Source organism: Pseudonocardia sp. 73-21, from assembly GCF_001899645.1.
Lineage (GTDB): Bacteria > Actinomycetota > Actinomycetes > Mycobacteriales > Pseudonocardiaceae > Pseudonocardia.
Map to the genome: position 1 here is coordinate 108,445 of NZ_MKVV01000028.1, position 20,288 is coordinate 128,732.

Sequence of the window (20,288 nt, forward strand, 5' to 3'; positions counted from 1 at the left end):
GCGGTGCGGGCAGCGCTCACGACACGTTCGGCGTCAGGTCGAGGCCGAGGTCGAGCGCCGCCACCGAGTGGGTCAGGGCCCCTATCGAGAGGTAGTCCACTCCCGTCTCCGCGTACGCGCGGGCGTTCGCGAGCTGCAGTCCCCCGGACGACTCCAGCCCCGTCGGCCTGCTCCCCCGCCGCCGCACGGCCTCGCGGGTGCGCTCCACGTCGAAGTTGTCGAGCAGCACCAGCTCGGCGCCGAGGGCGAGCACCTCGTCGAACTGCTCGAGGGAGTCGACCTCCACCTCGCACGGCAGATCGGGGGCGTGGGCGCGGGCCGCCTGCAGGGCCGCACCCACCGAGCCGGCCGCGGCCACGTGGTTGTCCTTGATCAGGATCGCGTCGCCGAGGCCGAGGCGGTGGTTGAACCCCCCGCCGCACCGCACGGCGTACTTCTCCAGCAGCCGCAGGCCCGGCAGGGTCTTGCGGGTGTCGCGGATCCGGGCGTTCGTGCCGGCCACGGCATCGACCCAGGCCGCCGTCGCCGTGGCCACCCCCGAGAGGTGGCACAGCAGGTTCAACGCCGTGCGCTCGGCCGTCAGCAGGCTGCGGACCGGCGCACGGACGACCAGCGCGGCGTCGCCCGCGGCGAGCCGGTCACCGTCGGCGCGCCGGGAGAGCACCTCGTAGTCGCCGACCACCGTGTCGAGCACCGCCAGCGCGACGGGCAGACCCGCGAGCACCCCCGGCTGCCGCGCCGCGAAGGACGCGACGGCCACCGCGTCGGCGGGCACCGTGGCCGCGGTGGTGGCGTCGGGGCCGTAGCGGAGGTCCTCCTCCAGCGCCGTGGCGACGACGCGGCGCAGGTCGTCGAGATCGGGGCCGGTGATGGTGCTGGTCATGCCACGTACTCCTTGGTCTGCACCACCGGACGACCGGTGGCGTCGAGGGCGATCTCCAGGCTGCGGCGCTGCCACACGTCGTCGCGGTCGGGGAAGTCGGTGCGCAGGTGGCAGCCCCGGCTCTCGGTGCGCTCCCCCGCGGCCGCGAGCACGGCCCGGCCGAGCAGCGTCAGCGCCGCGTCCTCGATCCCGGCGCGGTCGACGGGCACGCCGACGGTGGTGGCGGCCTCGATCGCGTCGGACGCCCCGGCGAGCCCGGGCCCGTCACGGCCGATGCTCGCGGCGCCGGTCATCGCCCGCTGCACGACCGCGCGCGGCGCGAGGGGCACGGCGGGCGACGGGGCGAGAGCGGCCCCGTCCCGGAACGCGGGCCGGTCGGCGACGACCGCGGCGGCGGCGCGGGCCCCGACGACGAGCCCCTCCAGCAGGCTGTTGGACGCCAGCCGGTTCGCGCCGTGCAGGCCGGTGCGGGCCACCTCGCCCGCGGCGTAGAGGCCGGGCACCCGCGTACGGCCGTGCACGTCGGTGACCACACCGCCGCACGAGTAGTGCGCGGCCGGCGTGACGGGGATGGGCTCGCGGACCGGGTCGATCCCGGCCGCCCGGCACGCGGCGAACACGGTCGGGAAGCGACGGGCGAAGTCGCCGAGGGTGCGGGCGTCGAGGTACATGCAGTCGGCGCCCGTCTCGATCATGCGACGGGTGATGGCCGCGGCCACGACGTCGCGCGGAGCGAGGTCGGCGAGCGGGTGCACGCCCTCCATGAACCGGGTGCCGGCCCGGTCGAGCAGCACCGCGCCCTCCCCGCGGACGGCCTCGGTGACCAGCGGCCGTTGCCCGATGGCGGGAGCGGCGCTGATTCTCGACCCCGCAAGCGGGTCTTCGACGTAGAGCACGGTGGGGTGGAACTGCACGAACTCCAGGTCCGCGGCGGTCGCGCCGGCGCGCAGGGCGAGCGCGATGCCGTCGCCCGTGGAGGTCTCGGGGTTGGTGGTCGAGGAGTAGAGCTGGCCGTACCCGCCGGTGGCCAGCAGCACCGCGGGGGCGCGCAGCACGCCGGGGTTGCCGGCGTCGTCCAGCACGGCGAGGCCGGTGACGTGGCCGCGCACGTCCCGCACGGCGTCGACGGCGACGTGGCCGGTGAGCACGGCGAGGCCCCCCGCCGCCGCGACCAGGGCCCGCTCCACCTCGGCGCCCGTCGCGTCGCCGCCCGCGTGCACCACCCGGAACGCGGAGTGCCCGCCCTCCCGGGTGCGCGCCAGCCGCCCTCCCGGCCCGGGGTCGAACACGGCCCCGCGCGCCCGGAGCCGGACCACGGCGGCCGGGCCGTCGCGCAGGATGGAGGCGACGGCGTCGGGGTCGCACAGCCCGGCGCCGGCCGTGAGCGTGTCGGCGACGTGGGCGGCCACGGTGTCGCCGGGGATGTCCCCCACGACGACGGCGACGCCCCCCTGCGCCCACCGGGTGGACCCGGAGTCGACGGCGTCCTTGGTGACGACGACGACGCGCAGCCCCGCGGCGGAGGCATCCAGAGCGGCGGTGAGACCGGCGACCCCGGACCCCACGACCACGAGGTCGGCGGCTGCGTCCCAGCCGGTGCTCACTGCGCACCGACCCGGTTCAGGAAAGCCACTTTGCTGTCGCGAGGCGTCGGGAAAGTGGCTTTCCTGAACCTCGCCCTCTGCCCGTTCACTCCCCACCACCGGGGCGGCCGATGGCGATCATGCGCTCCACCGCGGTGCGCGCCTTCGCCGCCAGCTCCTCGTCCACCACGACCTCGTCGCGGTCCTCCCGCAGCGCCCGCAGCAGCTTCTCCGGCGTGATCATCTTCATGTAGCTGCAGCTGGCCCGGTCGTTCACCGCCTGGAAGTCGATCTCCGGTGCGGCCTTGCGGAGCTGGTGCAGCATCCCGACCTCGGTGGCCACCAGCACCTTCTTCGACTCCGAGGCGCGGGCCGCGTCGAGCATGCCGCCCGTCGAGAGGATCTTGACGCGGTCGGCGGGCACCGCGCCCGTCCCGGCCAGGTAGAGCGCCGACGTGGCGCAGCCGCACTCGGGGTGGACGTAGAGCTCGGCGTCGGGGTTGTCCTCCGCCTTCCTCGTGAGCGTGGCGCCGTTGATCCCGGCGTGCACGTGGCACTCCCCCGCCCAGACGTGCATGTTGTCCCGCCCGGTGATCCGCCGGACGTGGGCGCCGAGGAACTGGTCGGGCAGGAACAGCACCTCGCGGTCGGCGGGGATCGACGCGACGACCTCGACCGCGTTGGACGACGTGCAGCAGATGTCGGTCTCGGCCTTCACCGCCGCGGTCGTGTTGACGTACGACACCACGACCGCGTCCGGGTGCTCGGCCTTCCACGACCGCAGCTGGTCGGCGGTGATCGAGTCGGCCAGCGAGCAGCCCGCGTTCGCGTCGGGGATCAGCACCGTCTTCCCGGGGCTGAGGATCTTCGCGGTCTCGGCCATGAAGTGCACACCGCAGAACACGATCGTCGACGCCGGTGACGCCGCGGCGATCCGCGAGAGCGCCAGGGAGTCGCCGGTGAAGTCGGCGACGTCCTGGATGGCCGGGAGCTGGTAGTTGTGCGCCAGCAGCACGGCGTCCTTGCGGCGCGCCAGCTCCCGGACCTCGTCCGCCCAACCCGGGTCAACCCCTGCCGGCAGCAGTTCCGACACCGTCATCATGGCCTCCCGGCGTTTTCGCCTATCAGTCGTAAACAGGTTGCAGACTATCAGTCGAGAACCCGTCGGCACACCCCCCGCGTGACGGGGACCTCATCGCCCGGCAACCCGCCGTTCACCTCGCGGGCGCCGCCCGGGCCACCGGAACCGCACCCCTACGATCCGCCCATGGCCCGACGCCCGACCGAGCACGAGGTTCTCGCGGCCGTGCTCCAGGTCCGCGACGGGGTGCTGCAGGTGCTGGCCTGGCGCCGGGCGATGCCCCCGGACGCCGGCCGCTGGGCCCTCCCCGGGGGGCGGCTGGGCGACGACGAGGACGTCGAGGCGTCGGTGCTGCGCCAGCTCGCCGAGAAGGTCGACGTCCGTGAGGTCACCCATGTCGAGCAGATCTCGGTGTTCTCCGCGCCCGACCGCGTGCCCGGTCCGCGCACGATCGCCACCGCGTTCCTGGGCCTGGTGCCCTCCGACGCCGACCCCGCGCTCCCCGAGGACACGGCCTGGCACCCGGTCGACGCGCTCCCCGGCACCGCCTTCGACCACGCCGTCATCGTCGACGCGGCGCGCGAGCGGCTGCGCGCCAAGCTCTCCTACACCAACCTCGGCTTCGCGCTGGCCCCGCGCGAGTTCACCATCTCGGCGCTGCGCGAGCTGTACGCCGCGGCGCTCGGCCACACCGTGTCGGCCACCAACCTGCAGCGCGTCCTGACCCGCCGCGCACTGCTGCACCCGACGGGCGGGGTCGCCCCGCCGGGGCCGTCCGGGGGTCGGCCCGCTGCTCTGTTCGGATTCACCGACAGGTCGATCCGGGTGACCGACGCGTTCGCGGTGTTACGGCCGCCGGGCGAACACACACGCGGAGCCGTACCGTAGGGCGGTGGCCGAGACCCTTCCGCTGTTCCCCCTGGGAACGGTTCTGATGCCGGGAGCCTCGCTGCCGCTGCACATCTTCGAACCGCGGTACCGCCAGCTCACCGTCGATCTCGTCACCGGCACCGTGCCGGGCAGGGAGTTCGGTGTGGTGGCCGTCCGCGAGGGCTGGGCCCCCGACGACGACGGCATCGACGGCCTGCACACGATCGGCTGCACGGCCGAGCTGCGCGACGTCCGGCGCCTGCCCGACGGCCGCTACGACATCGTCACCCGCGGGGCGCGGCGCTTCCGGCTACTGAGCCTCGACGCGGGCTCCAAGCCGTACCTGATGGGCTCGGTGGAGTTCCTGCCCGACGCCCCGACCGACGCCGAACGGGGTCCCGACGCCGCCGGCCTCACCACGATGCTCAGCGCCTCGGCCCGCGCGGCCCACCGGCGCTACTGCTCCACGGCCTGGAAGACCGGCGACTGGTCGGAGCCGGAGGACGACGTGGACGCGGGCAACCTGCCGCACGTGCTCGCCGCCGACTGCCTGCTCCCCATGGACGACCGCCAGCGCCTGCTCGAGCAGACCTCCCCCACCGAGCGGCTGCGCCTGGTGCGCACCCTGCTCGCCCGGGAGACCGGCCTGCTCACGCAGCTGCGGGCGGTGCCCGCACCGATCACGACGTTCGCCGTGGAGACGAGCAACAACTAGCTCCAGCCGAAGCGGCTGCGCAGCTCCCCCGCCACCCGGTCGAAGCGCTGCCGGTCGAGCACCGCACCCTCGCGGCGGATGTCGTGCTCGCCGATCTCCAGCACGCGGTCGAGCCGGATGAACGACTCGCGCCCCTCACGGTCCCAGTCGCCCGAGCCGATGGACACCCAGTCGCGGTCGTCGGCCCGGCTGTGCTGGCTCGACAGCATGAGCCCGAGCAGGTCGCCGTCCCCGCGCCCGACGACGAGCAGCGGCCGGTCCTTGCCGCGCCCGTCGTTCTCCTCGAACGGCACCCACGCCCAGACGATCTCGCCGGGGTCGGCGGAGCCGTCGAGGTTCGGGGCGTAGGTGATCGCGCGCGCCCGCTCGCCGGCCGGGGCGCTGCGGGCCTGCGTGCGGGGCGGGGCCCCGGTCGCGTCCTGCTTCTTGCTGCCCGAGAGCAGGTCCATCCCGATCTTCACGGCCTGCTGCAGCAGGTTCCCCCAGTTCGCCATGGCGGCCAGCATGGTCTACCCGATCGGGACAGGCACTCCGGGCCCCGTCGATCATGCTCGAACACTTGCGAGCGACGACCGCGAGGCGCTGAGGGTGCTGGTCACGCCGTAGAGCGCGCCACAGCGACGACGTCCACGAGTCGGTCCGCTCCCGCGAAGGCGTCCGGGTTGCACGTCAGCAACGGAAGCCGGGCCGCGCCTGCGGTCGCCGCGATCTGCAGGTCGAGGCGGCGGTTGCGGCCGGTGGCGCGGACGAGGTGGCCAGCACGCCGTAGGACTCTGGCTCCTCGACGCCGTAGGCCAGGACCTCGTAGTCGGTCAGCGCTTCGCGGAACAGCCGCTCGCGCTGCTCCTGCTGATCGGGACCGCCGAGCTGGAGACCGGACGCCAACTCGCCGCCACCGACGGCGGTGAGCACCGGGATCCGCTCGCCGAAGGAGCCGAGATCCACCCGGTCGGGATCGATGTACACCGACGTGTCCAGCACGTAGTACACGGACACGTCAGTACCCGATGCGGTCGTCGCCGAAGATCAGATCGTCCGCTGCCTGGAGCTCTCCCAGGGTCATCCGGCGCTTCCCTGTTGCGGCATGCGGTGTGACGTCGGCGACGGGCTCGCCGATGCGGGTGACGACGAAGCTCTCGCCCGCCTCCACCCGCCGCATGATCTCGGCGTTGTCACTGCGCAGCTCCCGCTGTAGCGAAATGTGCTACACCTCCCACCCGTTCCGGTCCACCCGCCCCACCGGCCAGTCGCTCCGCGACGCCAGCACCGGCAGCACCATCGACACCCCGCCGTAGAGCTGCACGCTGCCGTCCGACCGCACCATCCGCGTCGGGCTCTCCACGCGCACCCAGCCGGCGCCGGCGTAGAAGCCCTCGACCTGCTCGCCGCAGGTCAGGAACCCGAACGGCATCTCCAGCTCGCGCAGCCCCCCGGCGGCCCGGCGCAGGAGTTCGCCGCCGACGCCCCGGCCCTGCGCGACGGGATCCACGGCCACCAGCCCCACGTCGCCGACGAGCTGCGCCCGCCCGTCGACCTGGAGGAAGCGGCGCAGGATCCCCAGGTGCGCCACGACCCGCACGCCGTCGCGGCCGACCAGCCGCAGCTCGGGCCGCCCGCTCGACCAGCTGCGGAACCCGGTGAACGGCGTGCGCGAGCGCGGGAAGCACCGGGAGAACAGCACCGCCAGCGCCGCGTGCTCGTCCGGCGTGAGGTCGTCCTCCCAGGTCAGGGACCAGGAGACGTCAGGCGCTGGTGCGCTCACCATGGCGGCTGCACTTCGCCGTCCACCCCGTGGGCGTCACCTGGACGACCATGCGGCGGGCGCAGTCGGCGCAGTAGCGCGGCGGTTCGAGTTCCCGGCGCGCGGCGCAGCGCGGGTGGTCGCCCGCCTCCTTGCCGCACTGCTCGCAGTAGGCCATCAGAGCGTGTCGTTCAGCGCCTTGATCGGCATCTGCAGCTCGCCGAGCAGGTCGATGTCGGACTCGGCCGGGCGGCCCAGCGTGGTCAGGTAGTTGCCGACGATGACGGCGTTGATGCCGCCCAGCATGCCGCGGCGCGCGCCGAGGTCGCCGAGGGTGATCTCCCGGCCGCCGGCGAAGCGCAGCACGGTGCGCGGCATCGCCAGCCGGAACGCGGCGACGGTGCGCAGGGCGTCGGGGCCCGCCATCGGCTCCAGGTCGCCGAACGGGGTGCCGGGCCGCGGATTGAGGAAGTTCAGCGGCACCTCGTCGGGCGTGAGCGACGCGAGCTGCGCGGCGAACTCCGCGCGCTGCTCCAGCGACTCCCCCATGCCGACGATGCCGCCGCAGCACACCTCCATGCCGGCCTCGCGCACCAGGCGCAGGGTCTCCCAGCGCTCCTCCCACGTGTGCGTGGTGACGACGTTGGTGAAGTGCGACTTCGCCGTCTCGAGGTTGTGGTTGTAGCGGTGCACGCCCATCGCGGCGAGCTGGTCGACCTGCTCCTGGGTGAGCATGCCCAGCGAGCAGGCGATGTTGATGTCGACCTCGTCCTTGATCGCCGCGATGCCCGCCGCGACCTGCGCCAGCAGGCGCGCGTCCGGGCCGCGGACGGCGGCGACGATGCAGAACTCGGTGGCCCCGGTCTTGGCCGTCTGCTTGGCCGCCTCCACCAGCGAGGGGACGTCGAGCCACGCCGAGCGCACCGGGCTCTCGAACAGCCCCGACTGCGAGCAGAAGTGGCAGTCCTCGGGGCAGCCGCCGGTCTTGAGCGAGATGATGCCCTCGACCTCGACCTCCGGCCCGCACCAGCGCATGCGCACCTCGTGGGCGAGCTCGAGCAGCGCGTCGAGCTCGGAGTCGGGCAGCCGGAGCACGTCGAGGACCTGCGACTCGGACAGACCCACGCCCTCGTCGAGGACCTGGGTGCGGGCGAGGGCGAGGATGTCCGACTGCGTTGTGGTCACGGTTTCGGAGTGTGCCATTCGCCCCCCAGCTCTGCCGCCAGGGTGTGACGCGCAACCCGGACGAACTCCGCGGGCCCCAGCGCGCCGGACCCGTCCGGGAGCGCCCCGAGCAGCGGCACCCCGGTGACGACGGGCAGGTCGGCGAGGTTGCAGCGCGCCGCGAGGTCGGGCTCAGCGGGCCACGCACCCACCACCACGCCGGCGCAGGTCAACCCCCGTGTGTGCAGGGCTTCCGTGGTCAACGCCGTGTGGTTGAGCGTGCCCAGCCCCGCCGCGGCGACGACCAGCACGGGCGCGTCCAGGGCGGCGGCGACGTCGGCGAGCGTGCCCTCGTCGTCGAAGCGGACGAGCAGCCCGCCCGCCCCCTCGACGATCACGAGATCGTGGTCGGCCGCCAGCTCCTTCGCCGCCTGCACCGCGTCCGCGGGCGTGACGGGGGCGAGCCCCGCGCGGCGGGCGGCCGTGGCCGGGGCGAGCGGCTCGGGGTAGCGCCCCAGCTCCCGCGTGGTGACGCCCGGCACGAGCCTCGCGACGTCGGCGAGATCGCCCGGCTCGCCGGGCGCGATGCCGGTCTGCGCGGGCTTGAGCACCGCCACGCGCCCGGTGGCGAGTGCGGCGACGGCGGCGGTGACGACGGTCTTCCCGACGCCGGTCCCGGTGCCGGTGACGACGAGCACCCGCCCGCTCACCGGTGCCCCACCCCGCTGATCACGGCGGGATGGTGACGGCCATCCGCCCGTGGTCGCCGCGCGGCGCACGTGACGGCCCCGCCCTGGGCGATGGTGTGCGGCCGGCGGCGATCACCACGCGGGCCGCCGGCGGCGATCACTGCGCCACCGCCGGCGCCAGGACGTCCGCCAGCACCGTGCCCACCAGGGCCAGGTCCTCCTCGGTCAGCGTCGCGCGGGCCGTCAGGCGCAGCCGGCTGGTGCCCTCCGGCACCGACGGCGGCCGGAAGCAGCCCACCCGCACCCCCCGCTCGGCGCAGCGCTGCGCCGCGGCGAACGCCACGTCCGGCTCCCCCAGCACCACCGACACCACCGACGACGCCGGCACCTGCACCCCCGCCGCGGCGGCCAGTGCGGCCGCCGCCCGCAACACACGTCCGGGCAGGTCCGGCTCGGCACGCAGGACCCGCAGCGCGGCGAGCGCGGCGCCCACGCACGCGGGCGCGAGGCCGGTGTCGAAGATGAACGAGCGCGCGGTGTCCACGAGGTGCGCGGTGACCGCGGACGGCCCCAGCACCGCCCCGCCCTGGCTGCCCAGCGCCTTCGACAGCGTCACGGTGGCCACCACGTCGTCGGCGCCGGCGAGCCCGACGTCGGCGAGCACGCCCCGCCCGCCGGGCCCGCAGACGCCCAGCCCGTGCGCCTCGTCGACCACCAGCACCGCCCCGCGCGCCCGGCTCACCGCGTGCAGCGCGCGCAGCGGCGCGATGCCGCCGTCCACGCTGTTCACCGAGTCCGTGACGACCAGCGCACGCGGCTCGGTGCGGGCGGCCAGCGCGGCGTCGACCGCGGCGACGTCGTCGTGCGGGACCACCACCACGCCCGCACGGGAGAGCCGGCAGGCGTCCACCAGGGAGGCGTGGTTCGCCGCGTCGGAGACGATCAGCGCGTCGGGCCCGGACAGTGCCGTGAGCACCCCGAGGTTGGCCGCGTAACCGGACGAGAACACGAGCGCGGCCTGCGCCCCGCAGAACGCCGCGAGCTCGGACTCCAGCTCCGCGTGCAAGGCCGTGGTGCCGGTGACCAGCCGCGAGCCCGTCGAGCCCGCCCCCCAGACGCGCAGGGCGTCGATCCCGCCCTGCACCACCCGCGGGTCGGTGGACAGACCCAGGTAGTCGTTGCCGGCGAGGTCGACGACGGGGTCCCCGGCCGCGCGCGGGCGCAGCTCGCGGCGCAGGCCGGCAGCCCGGCGGCGGTCGGCCTGGGCATCCAGCCAGGCCAGGGGGTGGGGGACATCGCCGGGGGGCGGCGGCAGCGACGGTGACGGCACGAGCCCCACGCTAGCCGTCGACTCGCGCGCCCGAATCGGGCGACTCGCGCACGGGAAACCGCCGACTCGCGGGCCAGAGGGTGGGGACGTAGGTGACGGCGCGGCTCGCCACGCCGTAGCCGGCCCGGGTGTAGACGCCGAGCGCGCCCGTCGCGTTCTCCTCGTCCACGGTCAGCGACGACGAGCCGAAACCCTGCTCCTGCGCCCGCAGCAGCGCGTGGGCGAGCAGGGCGCCGCCGATCCCGCGGCCCCGCCAGGGCTCGAGCGTGCCGACGGTCATGACGTAGAGGTCGCGGTTGCCGGTGGCGGCGGTCCGGGCGTCGAACTCGAACGCCAGCAGGAACCCGACCACCTGGCCGTCGGGGGTGCAGGCCGCCGCCGAGCACTCGGAGCGGAACGCACGGCTGCCGGTGCGGTGGTGGGCGAACGTGTCCGCGCTCTCGGGCGCGGAGCCGAAGTGCCCGGCGAACGAGGCGTTGCGGGCGGCGCGCAGCGGCTCGTCCCAGCGGACGGCGTCGTAGCCCGGGCCCAGCAGGTGCAGCTCCAGCCCCTCCGCCAACGGCGCCGGCTCGACGGGCCGGGTCAGGTCGCGGTGCAGCGTCGACCACCACCGCGCCGCCACGAACCCGGCCCCCTCGGCGAGCGCGACGGCGTCGGCGACGTGTGCCGGCACCCGCACCTGCAGTCCGGCGTCGAGGTCGCCCGCGCGGCGTTGCGCGAGGTCCAGCAGGTACGACCCGAGGCCGCGGGCCCGGAACGCCGGGTGCACGCCCCCGTCGGTGTGCACGACGTTGCCGTCCGGGCCCGCCCGCAGCCGCAGCACCTGGTAGGCCACCGGCCGCCCGCCGTCGAGGACCAGGACGCTGTCGTGGTCGAGATCGAGGTCGGGGTCGGCGAGCTCCCGGGCGAGGTCCGCGGCGGAGTGGTGCTCGCCGGTGCCGTCGACCTCCTCGATCACGGCCAGCAGGTCCGCCCACGCCGGCGCGTCGTCGGGGTGCATCGGTCGGTGCTGCAGTGCGGCGGGCAGGACGGGCGGCGGCACGGGGGAACCGTAACGACGCCCGTCCACCCCTTGACGGGGCCCGGGACTCGTCGCCGTCGAGCACGCGATGGTCAGGGGCTCTCCGACGGCCGCGAGGGGGCAGGCGTGCTGGGTGGGGCGGCGCTGGGCACGCGTGATCGTCATCTCCGTGCAGTGGGGTGTGAGGGGCGGGCGCCTCGATGCACCGCGCCCGCCCGACGCGCCACCGCTCGCGACCGTTGCACCCGTTTCGCCCGGTTACCGGCGCGTCAGCTGAGCGTCGCCGTGCTCTGGTCGGAGGGTCGGTGCAGCTCCGTGTGACGCGGGTCCGAGTGGATCTCCGTGTGGCTCGTCACGGCCGCGAGGACGCCCGCGGTGATCGCGGCCACGTCCTCGGCGGTGCAGACGTAGGGCGGCATCGTGTAGATCAGGTCGCGGAAGGGCCGCAGCCAGACGCCCGCGTCGACGGCGGCCGCGGTGGCCGCCGCCATGTCGATCTCGCGGTCGAGCTGGACCACCCCGATGGCGCCGAGCACCCGCACGTCGACGACGCCGGGCAGGGCCCTCGCGGGGGCGAGCCCGGCCGTCAGCGCGGCCTCGATGCCGCGCACCTCGCGGCGCCAGTCCCGCTCCTGCAGCAGGCCGACGGACGCCCCCGCGACGGCGGCGGCCAGCGGGTTGCCCATGAACGTGGGGCCGTGCATCAGCACGCCGGCCTCGCCGTCGCTGATCCCGCGCGCGACCTCGGTGGTGCACAGCGTGGCCGCCATCGTCAGGTAGCCGCCGGTGAGGGCCTTGCCGACGCACATGACGTCGGGCGCGATGCCGGCGTGGTCGGCCGCGAACATCTCGCCGGTCCGCCCGAAGCCCGTGGCGATCTCGTCGAACACGAGCAGCACGTCGTTGGCCTTGCACAGCTCGCGCAGCACGTGCAGGTAGCGCGGGTCGTGGAACCGCATGCCCCCGGCGCCCTGCACCACCGGCTCGACGATCACCGCGGCCAGCTCGTCGGCGTGGGTCTCGACCAGTTCCGTCAGCTCGGCGACGTAGGCGGTCTCGAACTCCCGCGGGGGCGCCGAGGCGAACAGCTGCCGGGGCAGCACGTCGGTCCACAGCGAGTGCATGCCGCCGTCGGGGTCGCAGACGCTCATCGCGCCGAACGTGTCGCCGTGGTAGCCGCCGCGCCAGGTCATCAGGCGGTGCTTCTCCGGCCGGCCGCGGGAGCGCTGGTACTGCAGGCACATCTTGATCGCGACCTCGACCGACACCGAGCCGGAGTCGGCGAGGAACACGTGCTCCATCCCCGCCGGCGTGACGTCGACGAGCAGCCGGGCCAGCTCCACGGCCGGCCCGTGGGTGAGGCCGCCGAACATCACGTGGCTCATCACGCCGAGCTGGTCGCGGACCGCGGCGTCGAGGACGGGGTGGCGGTACCCGTGGATCGCGGCCCACCACGACGACATGCCGTCCACCAGCTCACGGCCGTCGTCGAGCCGCAGCCGCACCCCCTGCGCGGACTCCACCACCAGCGGAGCCACCACCGCGGGCATCGGCGCGTACGGGTGCCAGACGTGCTCCCGATCGGTCTGTCGCAGGTCGCCCATGGGCCTAGAGACTAAGCTGGGACGTCATGTCCGCCGCCGAGTCACTCGTCCCGCACCCCGCGCTGTCCCGGCGCCGGGAGCTGGGGGCCACGAGCGCGCGCTCACTCCTGCTGACGGTGCTCGGCGAGTTCGTCCTCCCCCGCGCCGAACCGGTGTGGACCCAGGTGCTGATCGACGTGCTGGGCCTGCTGGAGGTGGAGCACAAGTCCGCCCGCCAGGCGCTGGCCCGCACGGCCGCCGAGGGCCTGCTGGTGTCGGACCGCTCCGGCCGCCGCGTGCGCTGGTCGCTGTCGGAGCAGGGCACCCGGCTGCTCACCGACGGCGCCGCCCGCATCTACGGCTTCAGCGCCGCCACCCGGCCGTGGGAGGGACGCTGGCTGGTGCTGCTCGTGAGCGTGCCCGAGGCCCGCCGCCAGCTGCGCCACCGCCTGCGCACCCGACTGGCCTGGGCCGGGCTGGGCTCCCCCGCCCCGGGCGTATGGGTCACCCCCGACCCGTCCAAGCAGGACGAGGCGGCCGACGTCATCGCCGACCTGGAGCTCACCGGCGTCGCCAGCTCGTTCGTGGGTCCGTTCGGCGCCATCGGCGAGCAGGACGCGGTGGTCGCGCAGGCGTGGGACCTGGCCGAGGTGGAGGCCGCGTACGAGGAGTTCCTCGACGCGTTCGCCGACGCGGATCCCGGCACCCCCGCCGAGGTGCTGGCCCACCAGATCCACCTGGTGCACGCCTGGCGCCGCTTCCCGTTCCTCGACCCGAAGCTGCCCGCCGAGCTGCTGCCGGAGCAGTGGGCCGGCACCCGGGCCGCGGAGCTGTTCGACACCCTGCACTCCCGCTGGGACTCCCGTGCCCGCAAGCACTGGCAGCACCTGGTGAGCACGGCCCGCTGAGCCCCGCTCACCCCGCGAGGTCGAGGTCGTCGGGATCGAGCGGCGGCGTCAGGCCGTCGAGGTCGGCGATCGCCGCCCGCAGCCGGGCCACCTCGGCGTCGAGCCGGGCGAACCCGGGATCCTCGTCGCCCAGCAGGTCCGCGGCCGGGACCAACAGTTCCTCGGCGCGCCGCAGATGCCGGCGGGCCGAGGAGATCAGCCCGTTCACGCGCCGGTCCAGCCGGTGGCAGCGCCGGTCGACCCGTCCGAGCGCCCGTTCACACCGGCGCAGCACCCGGCCCCGCAGCCCCGGTCCGTACACCTCGTCGTGGACGACCATCAGCGGGGCCACCACAGCGGACGCCAGCATCACCAGGCCACCCGCCATCCCGACCGCGTCGTCCTGGACGTCCGTCGCCCACCGGTAGGACGCCGTCCCGACGAGGGACTGCATCCCGGCCAGCGCCATCGCCTCCACCACCGTGACGACCGAGAGCCCCGCGGCCGTCTCCCGGCCGACGAACGGCAGCAGCCGACGACCCAGGTCGAACGCCAGCCCGACCTGCACCCCGGTGACGGCGAGGGCCAGCACCGACGACAACCAGCCCGGCCCGGCCGGCGCACCCTCCAGCCGCCCCAGCACGACGGCGAGCGCCACCGCGTTGACGACGACGAGGCCGCGCCCGACCAAGCGCATCGCCGGGCGCCCCATCAGCGGGCACGGGCCGCGCGCGACCGCCAGCGACGCGGCGAGGCCGCGGATCTCGTCCACCGTCCGCCGCTGCCGGCCCAGCCGCACCCGGTCCGCTCCTACGCGGGTCAGCGCCTCGCGCAGGGCCCACACGCGAGCCACCAGCGCCAGACCCGAACGGGTCTCCGCCGCGACCCGCCGAGCAACCCGGACCCCACGCCCTCGTTCACCTGATGACTGCCGTGCTGCGTTCATGTCAGCCCCCGACACGCCGGGCCCGGTGGGTCGGACCGACCGGACTCACCGCTAGGGTCGCACGGGAGCAACACCGTACGACAGTCCCTCCGTGCAATCCCGTACAAGATTGTCAGAGAACATTGTCATTGAGACTTCCCGGGCCGGTGTTCCCTGGATCTTGGAGCAGGGCTACGGTGGCGGATTCCGGTAGGAGGGCAGGGCGATGGAGACCACGAGCACGGGGCCGCTGATCCCCCGTCGACTCCTGGGCGCCGCCTTCCGTGAGCTGCGGGAATCCCGCGGAGAGACGCTGCAGCAGGCCGCCCAGGCGTGCCTCTTCTCCCCGTCCAAGCTGAGCCGGATCGAGAACGGACTGGCGGGCGAGCCGAACCCCCGCGACGTGCGCGACCTCGTCGCCCACTTCGGAGTGGACGCCGACCGTGTCGCCGAGCTGGAGGCGCTCGCCCAGGCCGGGCGCGTCCCGGGGTGGTGGCAGGTCCCGCCCTACGACATGCCCTCTCGGGTGGACACGTTCATCTCCTACGAGAGCACGGCCTCACGCATCCAGGTGTACGAGCCCGCCGTGATCCCCGGGCTGCTCCAGACACGGGACTATGCCGAGGCCGCTCTGACCCACCTTGCGCCATGGCTTGACGCCGACGCGGTAGCACTCCAGGTCGACATCCGCATGCGACGCCAGTCCGAGCACCGGCTGCGTAGCCCCCGACCCAGCACGCTCAACGTCCTGTCCGAGGCGGTGCTGCGCCGCGGTGCCGGACACCCGGCCCTCATGCGCGACCAACTCGACGCGCTGATAGAGGCGAGCACAGACCCCCTCACCGAGTTGCACGTCCTCCCGTTCAGCGCCGGCCTGCACCATGCGGTCCAGCTGAGCACCACCACCGTCTTCAGCTTCGACAACGCCGACGATCTCGACGTGGTCGCCATCGAACGGGACAGATCCGTCCAGTTCCTCGAGAAGTCCGACAACGTGCGTCACTACCGCGACGTGATCGCTGGGCTCGCGACGTACTGGCTCGACGAAGCCGGTAGCCGCTCCTTCATCGCCGACATTCGCTCCACCATCTGACAGGAGAGCACGTGAGCACGTTGTCCGACCCGCCCTACCGCATCAGTTCCTTCTGCGGCAGCGGCCACTGCGTGGAGGTGGCGCCGCTCCCCGACGGCACCGTCGCCCTGCGCGACTCCAAGGACCTCACCGTCCCCGAGCACCGCTACACCCCCCAGGAATGGACCGCCTTCATCCAGGGCGTCAAGGCCGGCGAGTTCGACTTCGGCCTGCCCACCGGCTCCCCCCACAGCTGAGCACCCCGGCGTGGGCCGAGTGCGGCACTCTGCCCACGCCGGTAATACCAACGCTATTCTTGCTTCATGCGCATCACCAGCAAGGGGCAGATCACCATCCCCCAGCAGGTGCGCCGCGAGCTGGGCCTGGAGCCCGGTGACGACGTCGAGATCGTCGTGCGTGACGGCGTCGCCACCATCCTGCCCACGAACGGGCCCATCGGCCGGGGCCGCCGGATCGTCGAGTCCCTGCTCGGACGGGGGGACGTCGCGCTGAGCACCGACGAGATCATGGCTCTGACGCGTGAGCCCTGAGGGCGGCACGTTCGTCGACTCGAACGTCCTCCTGGACCTGTTCACCGAGGATCCGATGTGGGGTGAATGGTCGGCCGCCCGTCTGGTCGAAGCGTTCGACCGCGGCCCGGTCGTGATCAACCAGGTCGTCTACGGCGAGGTCTCGCTGCGCTTCAGCCCGGTCGAGGCGCTCGACGAGGTGCTCACGCCCGACCGCTTCGTGCGGGCGAACCTGCCATGGGCCGCCGCGTTCCTCGCCGCCCGCGCTCACCGGGACTACCGCGCCGCCGGTGGCGTGCGCACCTCCACGCTGCCCGACTTCGTCATCGGCGCCCACGCGGCCGTACTCGGCTTGTCTCTCCTGACCAGGGACGCCGCCCGCTACCGCACCTACTACCCGACGGTGCACCTCGTCGCGCCATGATCAGCGCGGACGTCAGCCCAGGCAGCCCGGGCCCAGCAGTGCCTTCAGGTCCCCCATCAGCGACGGGGAGTGGGTGACCTTCAGGGCGTCGTCGAGCCGCAGCACCTTGGTGCCGTTGCCCCCCACCAGCGCCAGGTGCACCTCGGACGTGCCGGGGTGGCTCGTGAGCACCTGCTTGAGCTTCGACACCCGCTGCGGGGTGCACAGCTCGGTGCGCATGTGGACCTTCACCGGGGCGCCGGTGCCGTTCGGGCCCGCGTGGCTGAGATCGGGCACCGCCAGGTCGTTGACGATGATCGAGACCTTGTCGTCGCGCCGGTTGACCCGGCCCTTGACCAGCACGATCGCGTCCTCGGCGACGTCGACGCCCACCACCTGGTAGCAGCGCGGGAAGAACAGCACCTCGATGCCGCCCGCGAGGTCCTCCAGCTGCGCCGACGCCCAGGGCTCGCCGTTCTTGTTCACGCGCCGGTTGACCCCCGCGAGGATGCCGCCGAGGGTGACCTGGTGGCCGTCGGCCACGTCGCCCTCGACGATGGCGGAGATCGGGGTGTCGGCCTTCGCCGCCAGCACCTGCTCCACGCCGTGCAGCGGGTGGCCGGAGACGTAGAGGCCCAGCATCTCCCGCTCGACGGCCAGCTTGTGCTTGGTGTCCCACTCGTCGGTGGGCACCTTGACGTCGAACACCGCGTCGAGCTCGGACGGGCCGGAGCCGTCCATGGAGCCGAACAGGTCGAACTGGCCCATCGACGCGGCCTTCTTCGTGCTCATCACCGCGTCGATCGCGTCGGCGTGGACGAGCAGGAGGCCCTTGCGGGTGTGGCCGAGCGAGTCGAACGCGCCCGCCTTGATCAGCGACTCGATGACCTTCTTGTTGCAGGCCACGGCGTCGACCTTGCGCAGGAAGTCGGAGAAGTCGGTGTAGTTCCCCTTCTCCTTGCGCGCCTTCACGATCGCGTCGACGACGTTGGCCCCGACGTTGCGGATACCGCCCAGCCCGAAGCGGATGTCCATGCCGACCGGGGCGAAGTTGCGCACCGACTCGTTGACGTCGGGCGCGAGCACCGTGATGCCCATCCGCCGGCACTCCGACAGGTACAGCGCCGCCTTGTCCTTGTCGTCGCGCACCGAGGTGAGCACGCCGGACATGTACTCGGCCGGGTAGTTGGCCTTGAGGTACGCCGTCCAGTACGAGACCACGCCGTAGGCGGCGGAGTGCGCGCGGTTGAACGCGTAGTCGGAGAACGGGAGGAGGATGTCCCAGAGCGTCTTGACGGCGCCGGCGGAGTAGCCGTTCTTCTTCATGCCGTCGGCGAAGCCGGCGTACTCCTTGTCGAGGATCTCCTTCTTCTTCTTGCCCATCGCGCGGCGCAGCAGGTCGGCCTTGCCGAGGGAGTACCCGGCCAGCACCTGCGCGATGGCCATGACCTGTTCCTGGTAGACGATCAGGCCGTAGGTCTCGCCGAGCACCTCCCGGAGCGGCTCCTCCAGCTCCGGGTGGATCGGGGTGACCTCCTGCCGCTTGTTCTTGCGGTCGGCGTAGTCGTTGTGGGCGTTGGCGCCCATCGGGCCGGGCCGGTAAAGCGCGCCGACCGCGGAGATGTCGTCGAACTCGGTGGGGGCCATGCGGCGCAGCAGGTCGCGCATCGGGCCGCCGTCGAGCTGGAACACCCCGAGGGTGTCGCCGCGGGCGAGCAGGTCGTAGGTCTTCTGGTCGTCGAGCCCGACGTCCTCGATGACGAGCTTCGGCTTGCCGTTGAGCTCGATGTTCTCCAGCGCGTCGTCGATGATCGTGAGGTTGCGCAGGCCCAGGAAGTCCATCTTCAGCAGGCCGAGCGTCTCGCAGGCGCCCATGTCGAACTGTGTGATGATGGCGCCGTCGGAATCGCGGCGCTGGATCGGGATGACGTCGATCAGCGGCTTGCTCGACATGATGACGCCGGCCGCGTGCACGCCCCACTGCCGCTTGAGGCCCTCCAGGCCCCGGGCGGTGTCGATGATCTCCTTGACCTGGGGGTCGGCCTCGTAGAGGGCGCGGACCTCGGTGGCCTCGGAGTAGCGCTTGTGGGTGGGGTCGAACACGCCCGAGAGCGGGATGTCCTTGCCCATGATCGCCGGCGGCATGGCCTTGGTGATGCGGTCGGCGACGGCGTAGCCGGGCTGGCCGAACAGCACGCGCGCCGAGTCCTTGATCGCGGCCTTCGCCTTGATCGTGGAGTAGGTGATGATCTGCGCGATGCGGTCCTCGCCGTACTTCTCCGTGGTGTAGCGGATCATCTCGCCACGCCGACGCTCGTCGAAGTCCATGTCGATGTCGGGCATCGAGATGCGCTCGGGGTTGAGGAACCGCTCGAAGAGCAGCTTGTGGTGGATCGGGTCGAGGTCGGTGATGCCCAGCGCGTACGCCACGAGCGACCCGGCGGCGGAACCACGGCCGGGGCCGCAGCGGATGCCGACCTTCTTGGCGTGCTGGATGAGGTCGGCGGTGACGAGGAAGTAGCCGGGGAAGCCCATCTGGATGATGACGCCGACCTCGTAGTCGACCTGCTTGCGGTACTGCTCGGTGAAACCGTTCGGGAAACGCATGTGCATCCCCCGCTCGACCTCCTTGACGAGCCAGCTCTCCTCGCTCTCCCCCTCCGGGACGGGGGCGCGCGGCATCAGGTCCTGGCCCTCGGTGAAGTCGATGCCCACCCGCTCGGCGATGGCGAGCGTGTTGTCGCACGCCTCGGGGAACGCGTCGTCCCACTGGGCGCGCATCTCCGCGGGCGACTTGAGGTAGAAGTCCTGCGCGTCGAACCTGAACCGGTTGGGGTCGGCGAGGGTCTTGCCGGTCTGCACGCACAGCAGCACCTCGTGCGGCTTGGCGTCCTCGGCGTAGGTGTAGTGCAGGTCGTTGGTGGCCAGGCCGGGCAGGTTGAGCTGCTTCTTCAGCCGGTGCAGGTCGTCGCGGACCTGGCGCTCGATGCCGATGCCGTGGTCCATCAGCTCGCAGAAGAAGTTGTCCTTGCCGAAGATGTCGCGGTAGTCGCTCGCGGCCTGGACGGCGGCGTCGTACTTGTCCTGCTGGAGCAACCGCTGGACCTCGCCCGACGGGCAGCCGGTGGTGGCGATGATGCCCTTGCCGTAGGTCTCCAGCAGCTCGCGGTCCATGCGGGGCTTGTAGTAGTAGCCCTCGAGCGACGCCAGCGAGGAGAGGCGGAAGAGGTTGTGCATCCCCTCGTTGTTCTCCGCCAGCAGCGTCATGTGCGTGTACATCTCGCCGGGGTTGTCCTCCCCCGACTTGCCCCCGGCCAGCACGGCGCGCTTGCGCTCGTGGCGGCTGCCCGGTGCGAGATAGCCCTCCATGCCGATGATCGGCTTGACCCCGTGGGCCTTGGCCTTGCGCCAGAACTCGTAGGCGCCGAAGACGTTGCCGTGGTCGGTCATGGCCAGCGCGGGCATCTCCATGCGCGCGGCTTCCTTGAACAGGTCGTCCAGCCGGGCGGCCCCGTCGAGCATGGAGAACTCGGTGTGGGTGTGGAGGTGGACGAAGCTGTCGTTCGGGCCGGCCATCGGGGTGAGGTGCTCCCTTCCGGCGCGCACAGGGCGAGCTCGACGAGAAGTGGGGGACGCCCGGCGGGCGACCACCGGGAGGGCCAAGATTAACCCCGCCCACCGACAGTTCCTCCGCAACGGGTGGCGAAGCGCCGAACGCGCTGCTCACCCCACCGAACGGCGTGTCGACGAGTACCGGCGCGGCCACCGGTCCACCCTCCATGACCGTGAACCCGTTGATCGTGGACCCTGC

At 73.0% G+C, this 20,288-nt stretch carries 22 protein-coding genes; 7 read left to right on the forward strand and 15 right to left on the reverse strand.

Annotated features, from left to right (window positions below; all coding sequences use genetic code 11):
• Nucleotides 1-16 precede the first annotated feature (16 nt).
• The 3 genes from nadC to nadA all read right to left on the reverse strand — a co-directional run bounded on the left by nadC (nt 17) and on the right by nadA (nt 3,565).
• Nucleotides 17-883, reverse strand: coding sequence for a carboxylating nicotinate-nucleotide diphosphorylase (gene nadC, locus BGP03_RS07630; protein WP_296372805.1), 867 nt, complete (start codon nt 881-883; stop codon nt 17-19).
• A complete protein-coding gene (locus tag BGP03_RS07635; protein ID WP_296372807.1) occupies nt 880-2,487 on the reverse strand; it encodes an L-aspartate oxidase in 1,608 nt (535 codons plus the stop codon). Before BGP03_RS07635 ends, nadC begins: the two co-directional genes overlap by 4 nt.
• A gap of 85 nt (nt 2,488-2,572) precedes the next feature.
• Nucleotides 2,573-3,565, reverse strand: coding sequence for a quinolinate synthase NadA (nadA, locus tag BGP03_RS07640; protein ID WP_296372808.1), 993 nt, complete (start codon nt 3,563-3,565; stop codon nt 2,573-2,575).
• Nucleotides 3,566-3,733: 168 nt separating this feature from the next.
• Between nadA and BGP03_RS07645 the strand changes: the two genes are divergently transcribed.
• Both BGP03_RS07645 and BGP03_RS07650 read left to right on the forward strand, forming a co-directional pair.
• Complete coding sequence (locus BGP03_RS07645) at nt 3,734-4,435, forward strand: NUDIX domain-containing protein (protein ID WP_296372810.1); 702 nt, start codon at nt 3,734-3,736, stop codon at nt 4,433-4,435.
• A 46-nt stretch (nt 4,436-4,481) separates the two neighbouring features.
• On the forward strand, nt 4,482-5,132 hold the full coding sequence (locus tag BGP03_RS07650) for an LON peptidase substrate-binding domain-containing protein (protein ID WP_298800925.1): 651 nt from the start codon (nt 4,482-4,484) through the stop codon (nt 5,130-5,132).
• On the opposite strand, the gene BGP03_RS07655 is transcribed toward BGP03_RS07650, so the two are convergent.
• The 10 genes from BGP03_RS07655 to BGP03_RS07700 all read right to left on the reverse strand — a co-directional run bounded on the left by BGP03_RS07655 (nt 5,129) and on the right by BGP03_RS07700 (nt 12,681).
• A complete protein-coding gene (locus BGP03_RS07655; RefSeq protein ID WP_296372812.1) occupies nt 5,129-5,626 on the reverse strand; it encodes a type II toxin-antitoxin system PemK/MazF family toxin in 498 nt (165 codons plus the stop codon). The genes BGP03_RS07650 and BGP03_RS07655 overlap by 4 nt on opposite strands.
• Nucleotides 5,627-5,801: 175 nt before the next feature.
• On the reverse strand, nt 5,802-6,128 hold the full coding sequence (locus BGP03_RS07660) for a hypothetical protein (RefSeq protein ID WP_296372813.1): 327 nt from the start codon (nt 6,126-6,128) through the stop codon (nt 5,802-5,804).
• 1 nt (nt 6,129) lies between these two features.
• Nucleotides 6,130-6,333, reverse strand: a complete 204-nt coding sequence (locus BGP03_RS07665) for a type II toxin-antitoxin system prevent-host-death family antitoxin (protein WP_363093375.1) — start codon at nt 6,331-6,333, stop codon at nt 6,130-6,132.
• Nucleotides 6,334-6,336: 3 nt separating this feature from the next.
• Nucleotides 6,337-6,897: a GNAT family N-acetyltransferase gene (locus BGP03_RS07670; RefSeq protein WP_296372815.1), complete on the reverse strand. Its 561-nt coding sequence runs from the start codon at nt 6,895-6,897 to the stop codon at nt 6,337-6,339.
• Nucleotides 6,875-7,051 carry a hypothetical protein gene (locus BGP03_RS07675; RefSeq protein ID WP_296372817.1) on the reverse strand — a complete coding sequence of 59 codons (177 nt, stop codon included), beginning with the start codon at nt 7,049-7,051 and terminating at the stop codon, nt 6,875-6,877. The genes BGP03_RS07670 and BGP03_RS07675 overlap by 23 nt, the downstream gene beginning before the upstream one ends.
• On the reverse strand, nt 7,051-8,076 hold the full coding sequence (gene bioB / locus BGP03_RS07680) for a biotin synthase BioB (protein WP_299735968.1): 1,026 nt from the start codon (nt 8,074-8,076) through the stop codon (nt 7,051-7,053). Before bioB ends, BGP03_RS07675 begins: the two co-directional genes overlap by 1 nt.
• Nucleotides 8,055-8,747 (reverse strand): dethiobiotin synthase, encoded by a 693-nt coding sequence (gene bioD / locus BGP03_RS07685; protein WP_296372821.1) that lies wholly within the window; start codon nt 8,745-8,747, stop codon nt 8,055-8,057. Before bioD ends, bioB begins: the two co-directional genes overlap by 22 nt.
• Nucleotides 8,748-8,883: 136 nt before the next feature.
• Nucleotides 8,884-10,056 carry an 8-amino-7-oxononanoate synthase gene (locus tag BGP03_RS07690; RefSeq protein WP_296372823.1) on the reverse strand — a complete coding sequence of 391 codons (1,173 nt, stop codon included), beginning with the start codon at nt 10,054-10,056 and terminating at the stop codon, nt 8,884-8,886.
• A 10-nt stretch (nt 10,057-10,066) separates the two neighbouring features.
• Complete coding sequence (locus BGP03_RS07695; RefSeq protein ID WP_298800915.1) at nt 10,067-11,098, reverse strand: GNAT family N-acetyltransferase; 1,032 nt, start codon at nt 11,096-11,098, stop codon at nt 10,067-10,069.
• 248 nt (nt 11,099-11,346) lie between these two features.
• The gene (locus BGP03_RS07700; RefSeq protein ID WP_298800914.1) at nt 11,347-12,681 is read right to left on the reverse strand and encodes an adenosylmethionine--8-amino-7-oxononanoate transaminase; all 1,335 of its coding nucleotides are present in this window, start codon (nt 12,679-12,681) and stop codon (nt 11,347-11,349) included.
• A gap of 26 nt (nt 12,682-12,707) precedes the next feature.
• Between BGP03_RS07700 and BGP03_RS07705 the strand changes: the two genes are divergently transcribed.
• Nucleotides 12,708-13,568, forward strand: coding sequence for a PaaX family transcriptional regulator C-terminal domain-containing protein (locus BGP03_RS07705; RefSeq protein ID WP_296372829.1), 861 nt, complete (start codon nt 12,708-12,710; stop codon nt 13,566-13,568).
• A gap of 7 nt (nt 13,569-13,575) precedes the next feature.
• Here BGP03_RS07705 and BGP03_RS07710 read toward each other — a convergent pair whose 3' ends face one another.
• Nucleotides 13,576-14,400 carry a hypothetical protein gene (locus tag BGP03_RS07710; RefSeq protein ID WP_296372831.1) on the reverse strand — a complete coding sequence of 275 codons (825 nt, stop codon included), beginning with the start codon at nt 14,398-14,400 and terminating at the stop codon, nt 13,576-13,578.
• Nucleotides 14,401-14,698: 298 nt separating this feature from the next.
• Here BGP03_RS07710 and BGP03_RS07715 point away from each other — a divergent pair, with 298 nt between their 5' ends.
• The 4 genes from BGP03_RS07715 to BGP03_RS07730 all read left to right on the forward strand — a co-directional run bounded on the left by BGP03_RS07715 (nt 14,699) and on the right by BGP03_RS07730 (nt 16,498).
• A complete protein-coding gene (locus BGP03_RS07715; RefSeq protein WP_296372833.1) occupies nt 14,699-15,565 on the forward strand; it encodes a helix-turn-helix transcriptional regulator in 867 nt (288 codons plus the stop codon).
• Nucleotides 15,566-15,576: 11 nt separating this feature from the next.
• Nucleotides 15,577-15,801, forward strand: coding sequence for a DUF397 domain-containing protein (locus BGP03_RS07720; protein ID WP_363093349.1), 225 nt, complete (start codon nt 15,577-15,579; stop codon nt 15,799-15,801).
• 66 nt (nt 15,802-15,867) lie between these two features.
• Entirely contained in the window at nt 15,868-16,095 is a 228-nt protein-coding gene (locus BGP03_RS07725) for an AbrB/MazE/SpoVT family DNA-binding domain-containing protein (protein WP_298800913.1), read from the forward strand.
• Nucleotides 16,085-16,498, forward strand: coding sequence for a type II toxin-antitoxin system VapC family toxin (locus BGP03_RS07730; protein ID WP_298800912.1), 414 nt, complete (start codon nt 16,085-16,087; stop codon nt 16,496-16,498). The genes BGP03_RS07725 and BGP03_RS07730 overlap by 11 nt, the downstream gene beginning before the upstream one ends.
• 12 nt (nt 16,499-16,510) lie before the next feature.
• On the opposite strand, the gene dnaE is transcribed toward BGP03_RS07730, so the two are convergent.
• Complete coding sequence (dnaE, locus tag BGP03_RS07735; protein WP_298800922.1) at nt 16,511-20,053, reverse strand: DNA polymerase III subunit alpha; 3,543 nt, start codon at nt 20,051-20,053, stop codon at nt 16,511-16,513.
• Between the last annotated feature and the right edge of the window lie 235 nt (nt 20,054-20,288).

Bases quoted from the DNA above. Each gene is read 5' to 3' on its own strand.
- nadC (WP_296372805.1), bottom strand. From the start codon at position 883: ATGACCAGCACCATCACCGGCCCCGATCTCGACGACCTGCGCCGCGTC.
- nadA (WP_296372808.1), bottom strand. From the start codon at position 3,565: ATGACGGTGTCGGAACTGCTGCCGGCAGGGGTTGACCCGGGTTGGGCG.
- BGP03_RS07645 (WP_296372810.1), top strand. From the start codon at position 3,734: ATGGCCCGACGCCCGACCGAGCACGAGGTTCTCGCGGCCGTGCTCCAG.
- BGP03_RS07650 (WP_298800925.1), top strand. From the start codon at position 4,482: ATGCCGGGAGCCTCGCTGCCGCTGCACATCTTCGAACCGCGGTACCGC.
- BGP03_RS07655 (WP_296372812.1), bottom strand. From the start codon at position 5,626: ATGGCGAACTGGGGGAACCTGCTGCAGCAGGCCGTGAAGATCGGGATG.
- BGP03_RS07670 (WP_296372815.1), bottom strand. From the start codon at position 6,897: ATGGTGAGCGCACCAGCGCCTGACGTCTCCTGGTCCCTGACCTGGGAG.
- BGP03_RS07675 (WP_296372817.1), bottom strand. From the start codon at position 7,051: ATGGCCTACTGCGAGCAGTGCGGCAAGGAGGCGGGCGACCACCCGCGC.
- bioB (WP_299735968.1), bottom strand. From the start codon at position 8,076: ATGGCACACTCCGAAACCGTGACCACAACGCAGTCGGACATCCTCGCC.
- BGP03_RS07700 (WP_298800914.1), bottom strand. From the start codon at position 12,681: ATGGGCGACCTGCGACAGACCGATCGGGAGCACGTCTGGCACCCGTAC.
- BGP03_RS07705 (WP_296372829.1), top strand. From the start codon at position 12,708: ATGTCCGCCGCCGAGTCACTCGTCCCGCACCCCGCGCTGTCCCGGCGC.
- BGP03_RS07715 (WP_296372833.1), top strand. From the start codon at position 14,699: ATGGAGACCACGAGCACGGGGCCGCTGATCCCCCGTCGACTCCTGGGC.
- BGP03_RS07725 (WP_298800913.1), top strand. From the start codon at position 15,868: ATGCGCATCACCAGCAAGGGGCAGATCACCATCCCCCAGCAGGTGCGC.
- dnaE (WP_298800922.1), bottom strand. From the start codon at position 20,053: ATGGCCGGCCCGAACGACAGCTTCGTCCACCTCCACACCCACACCGAG.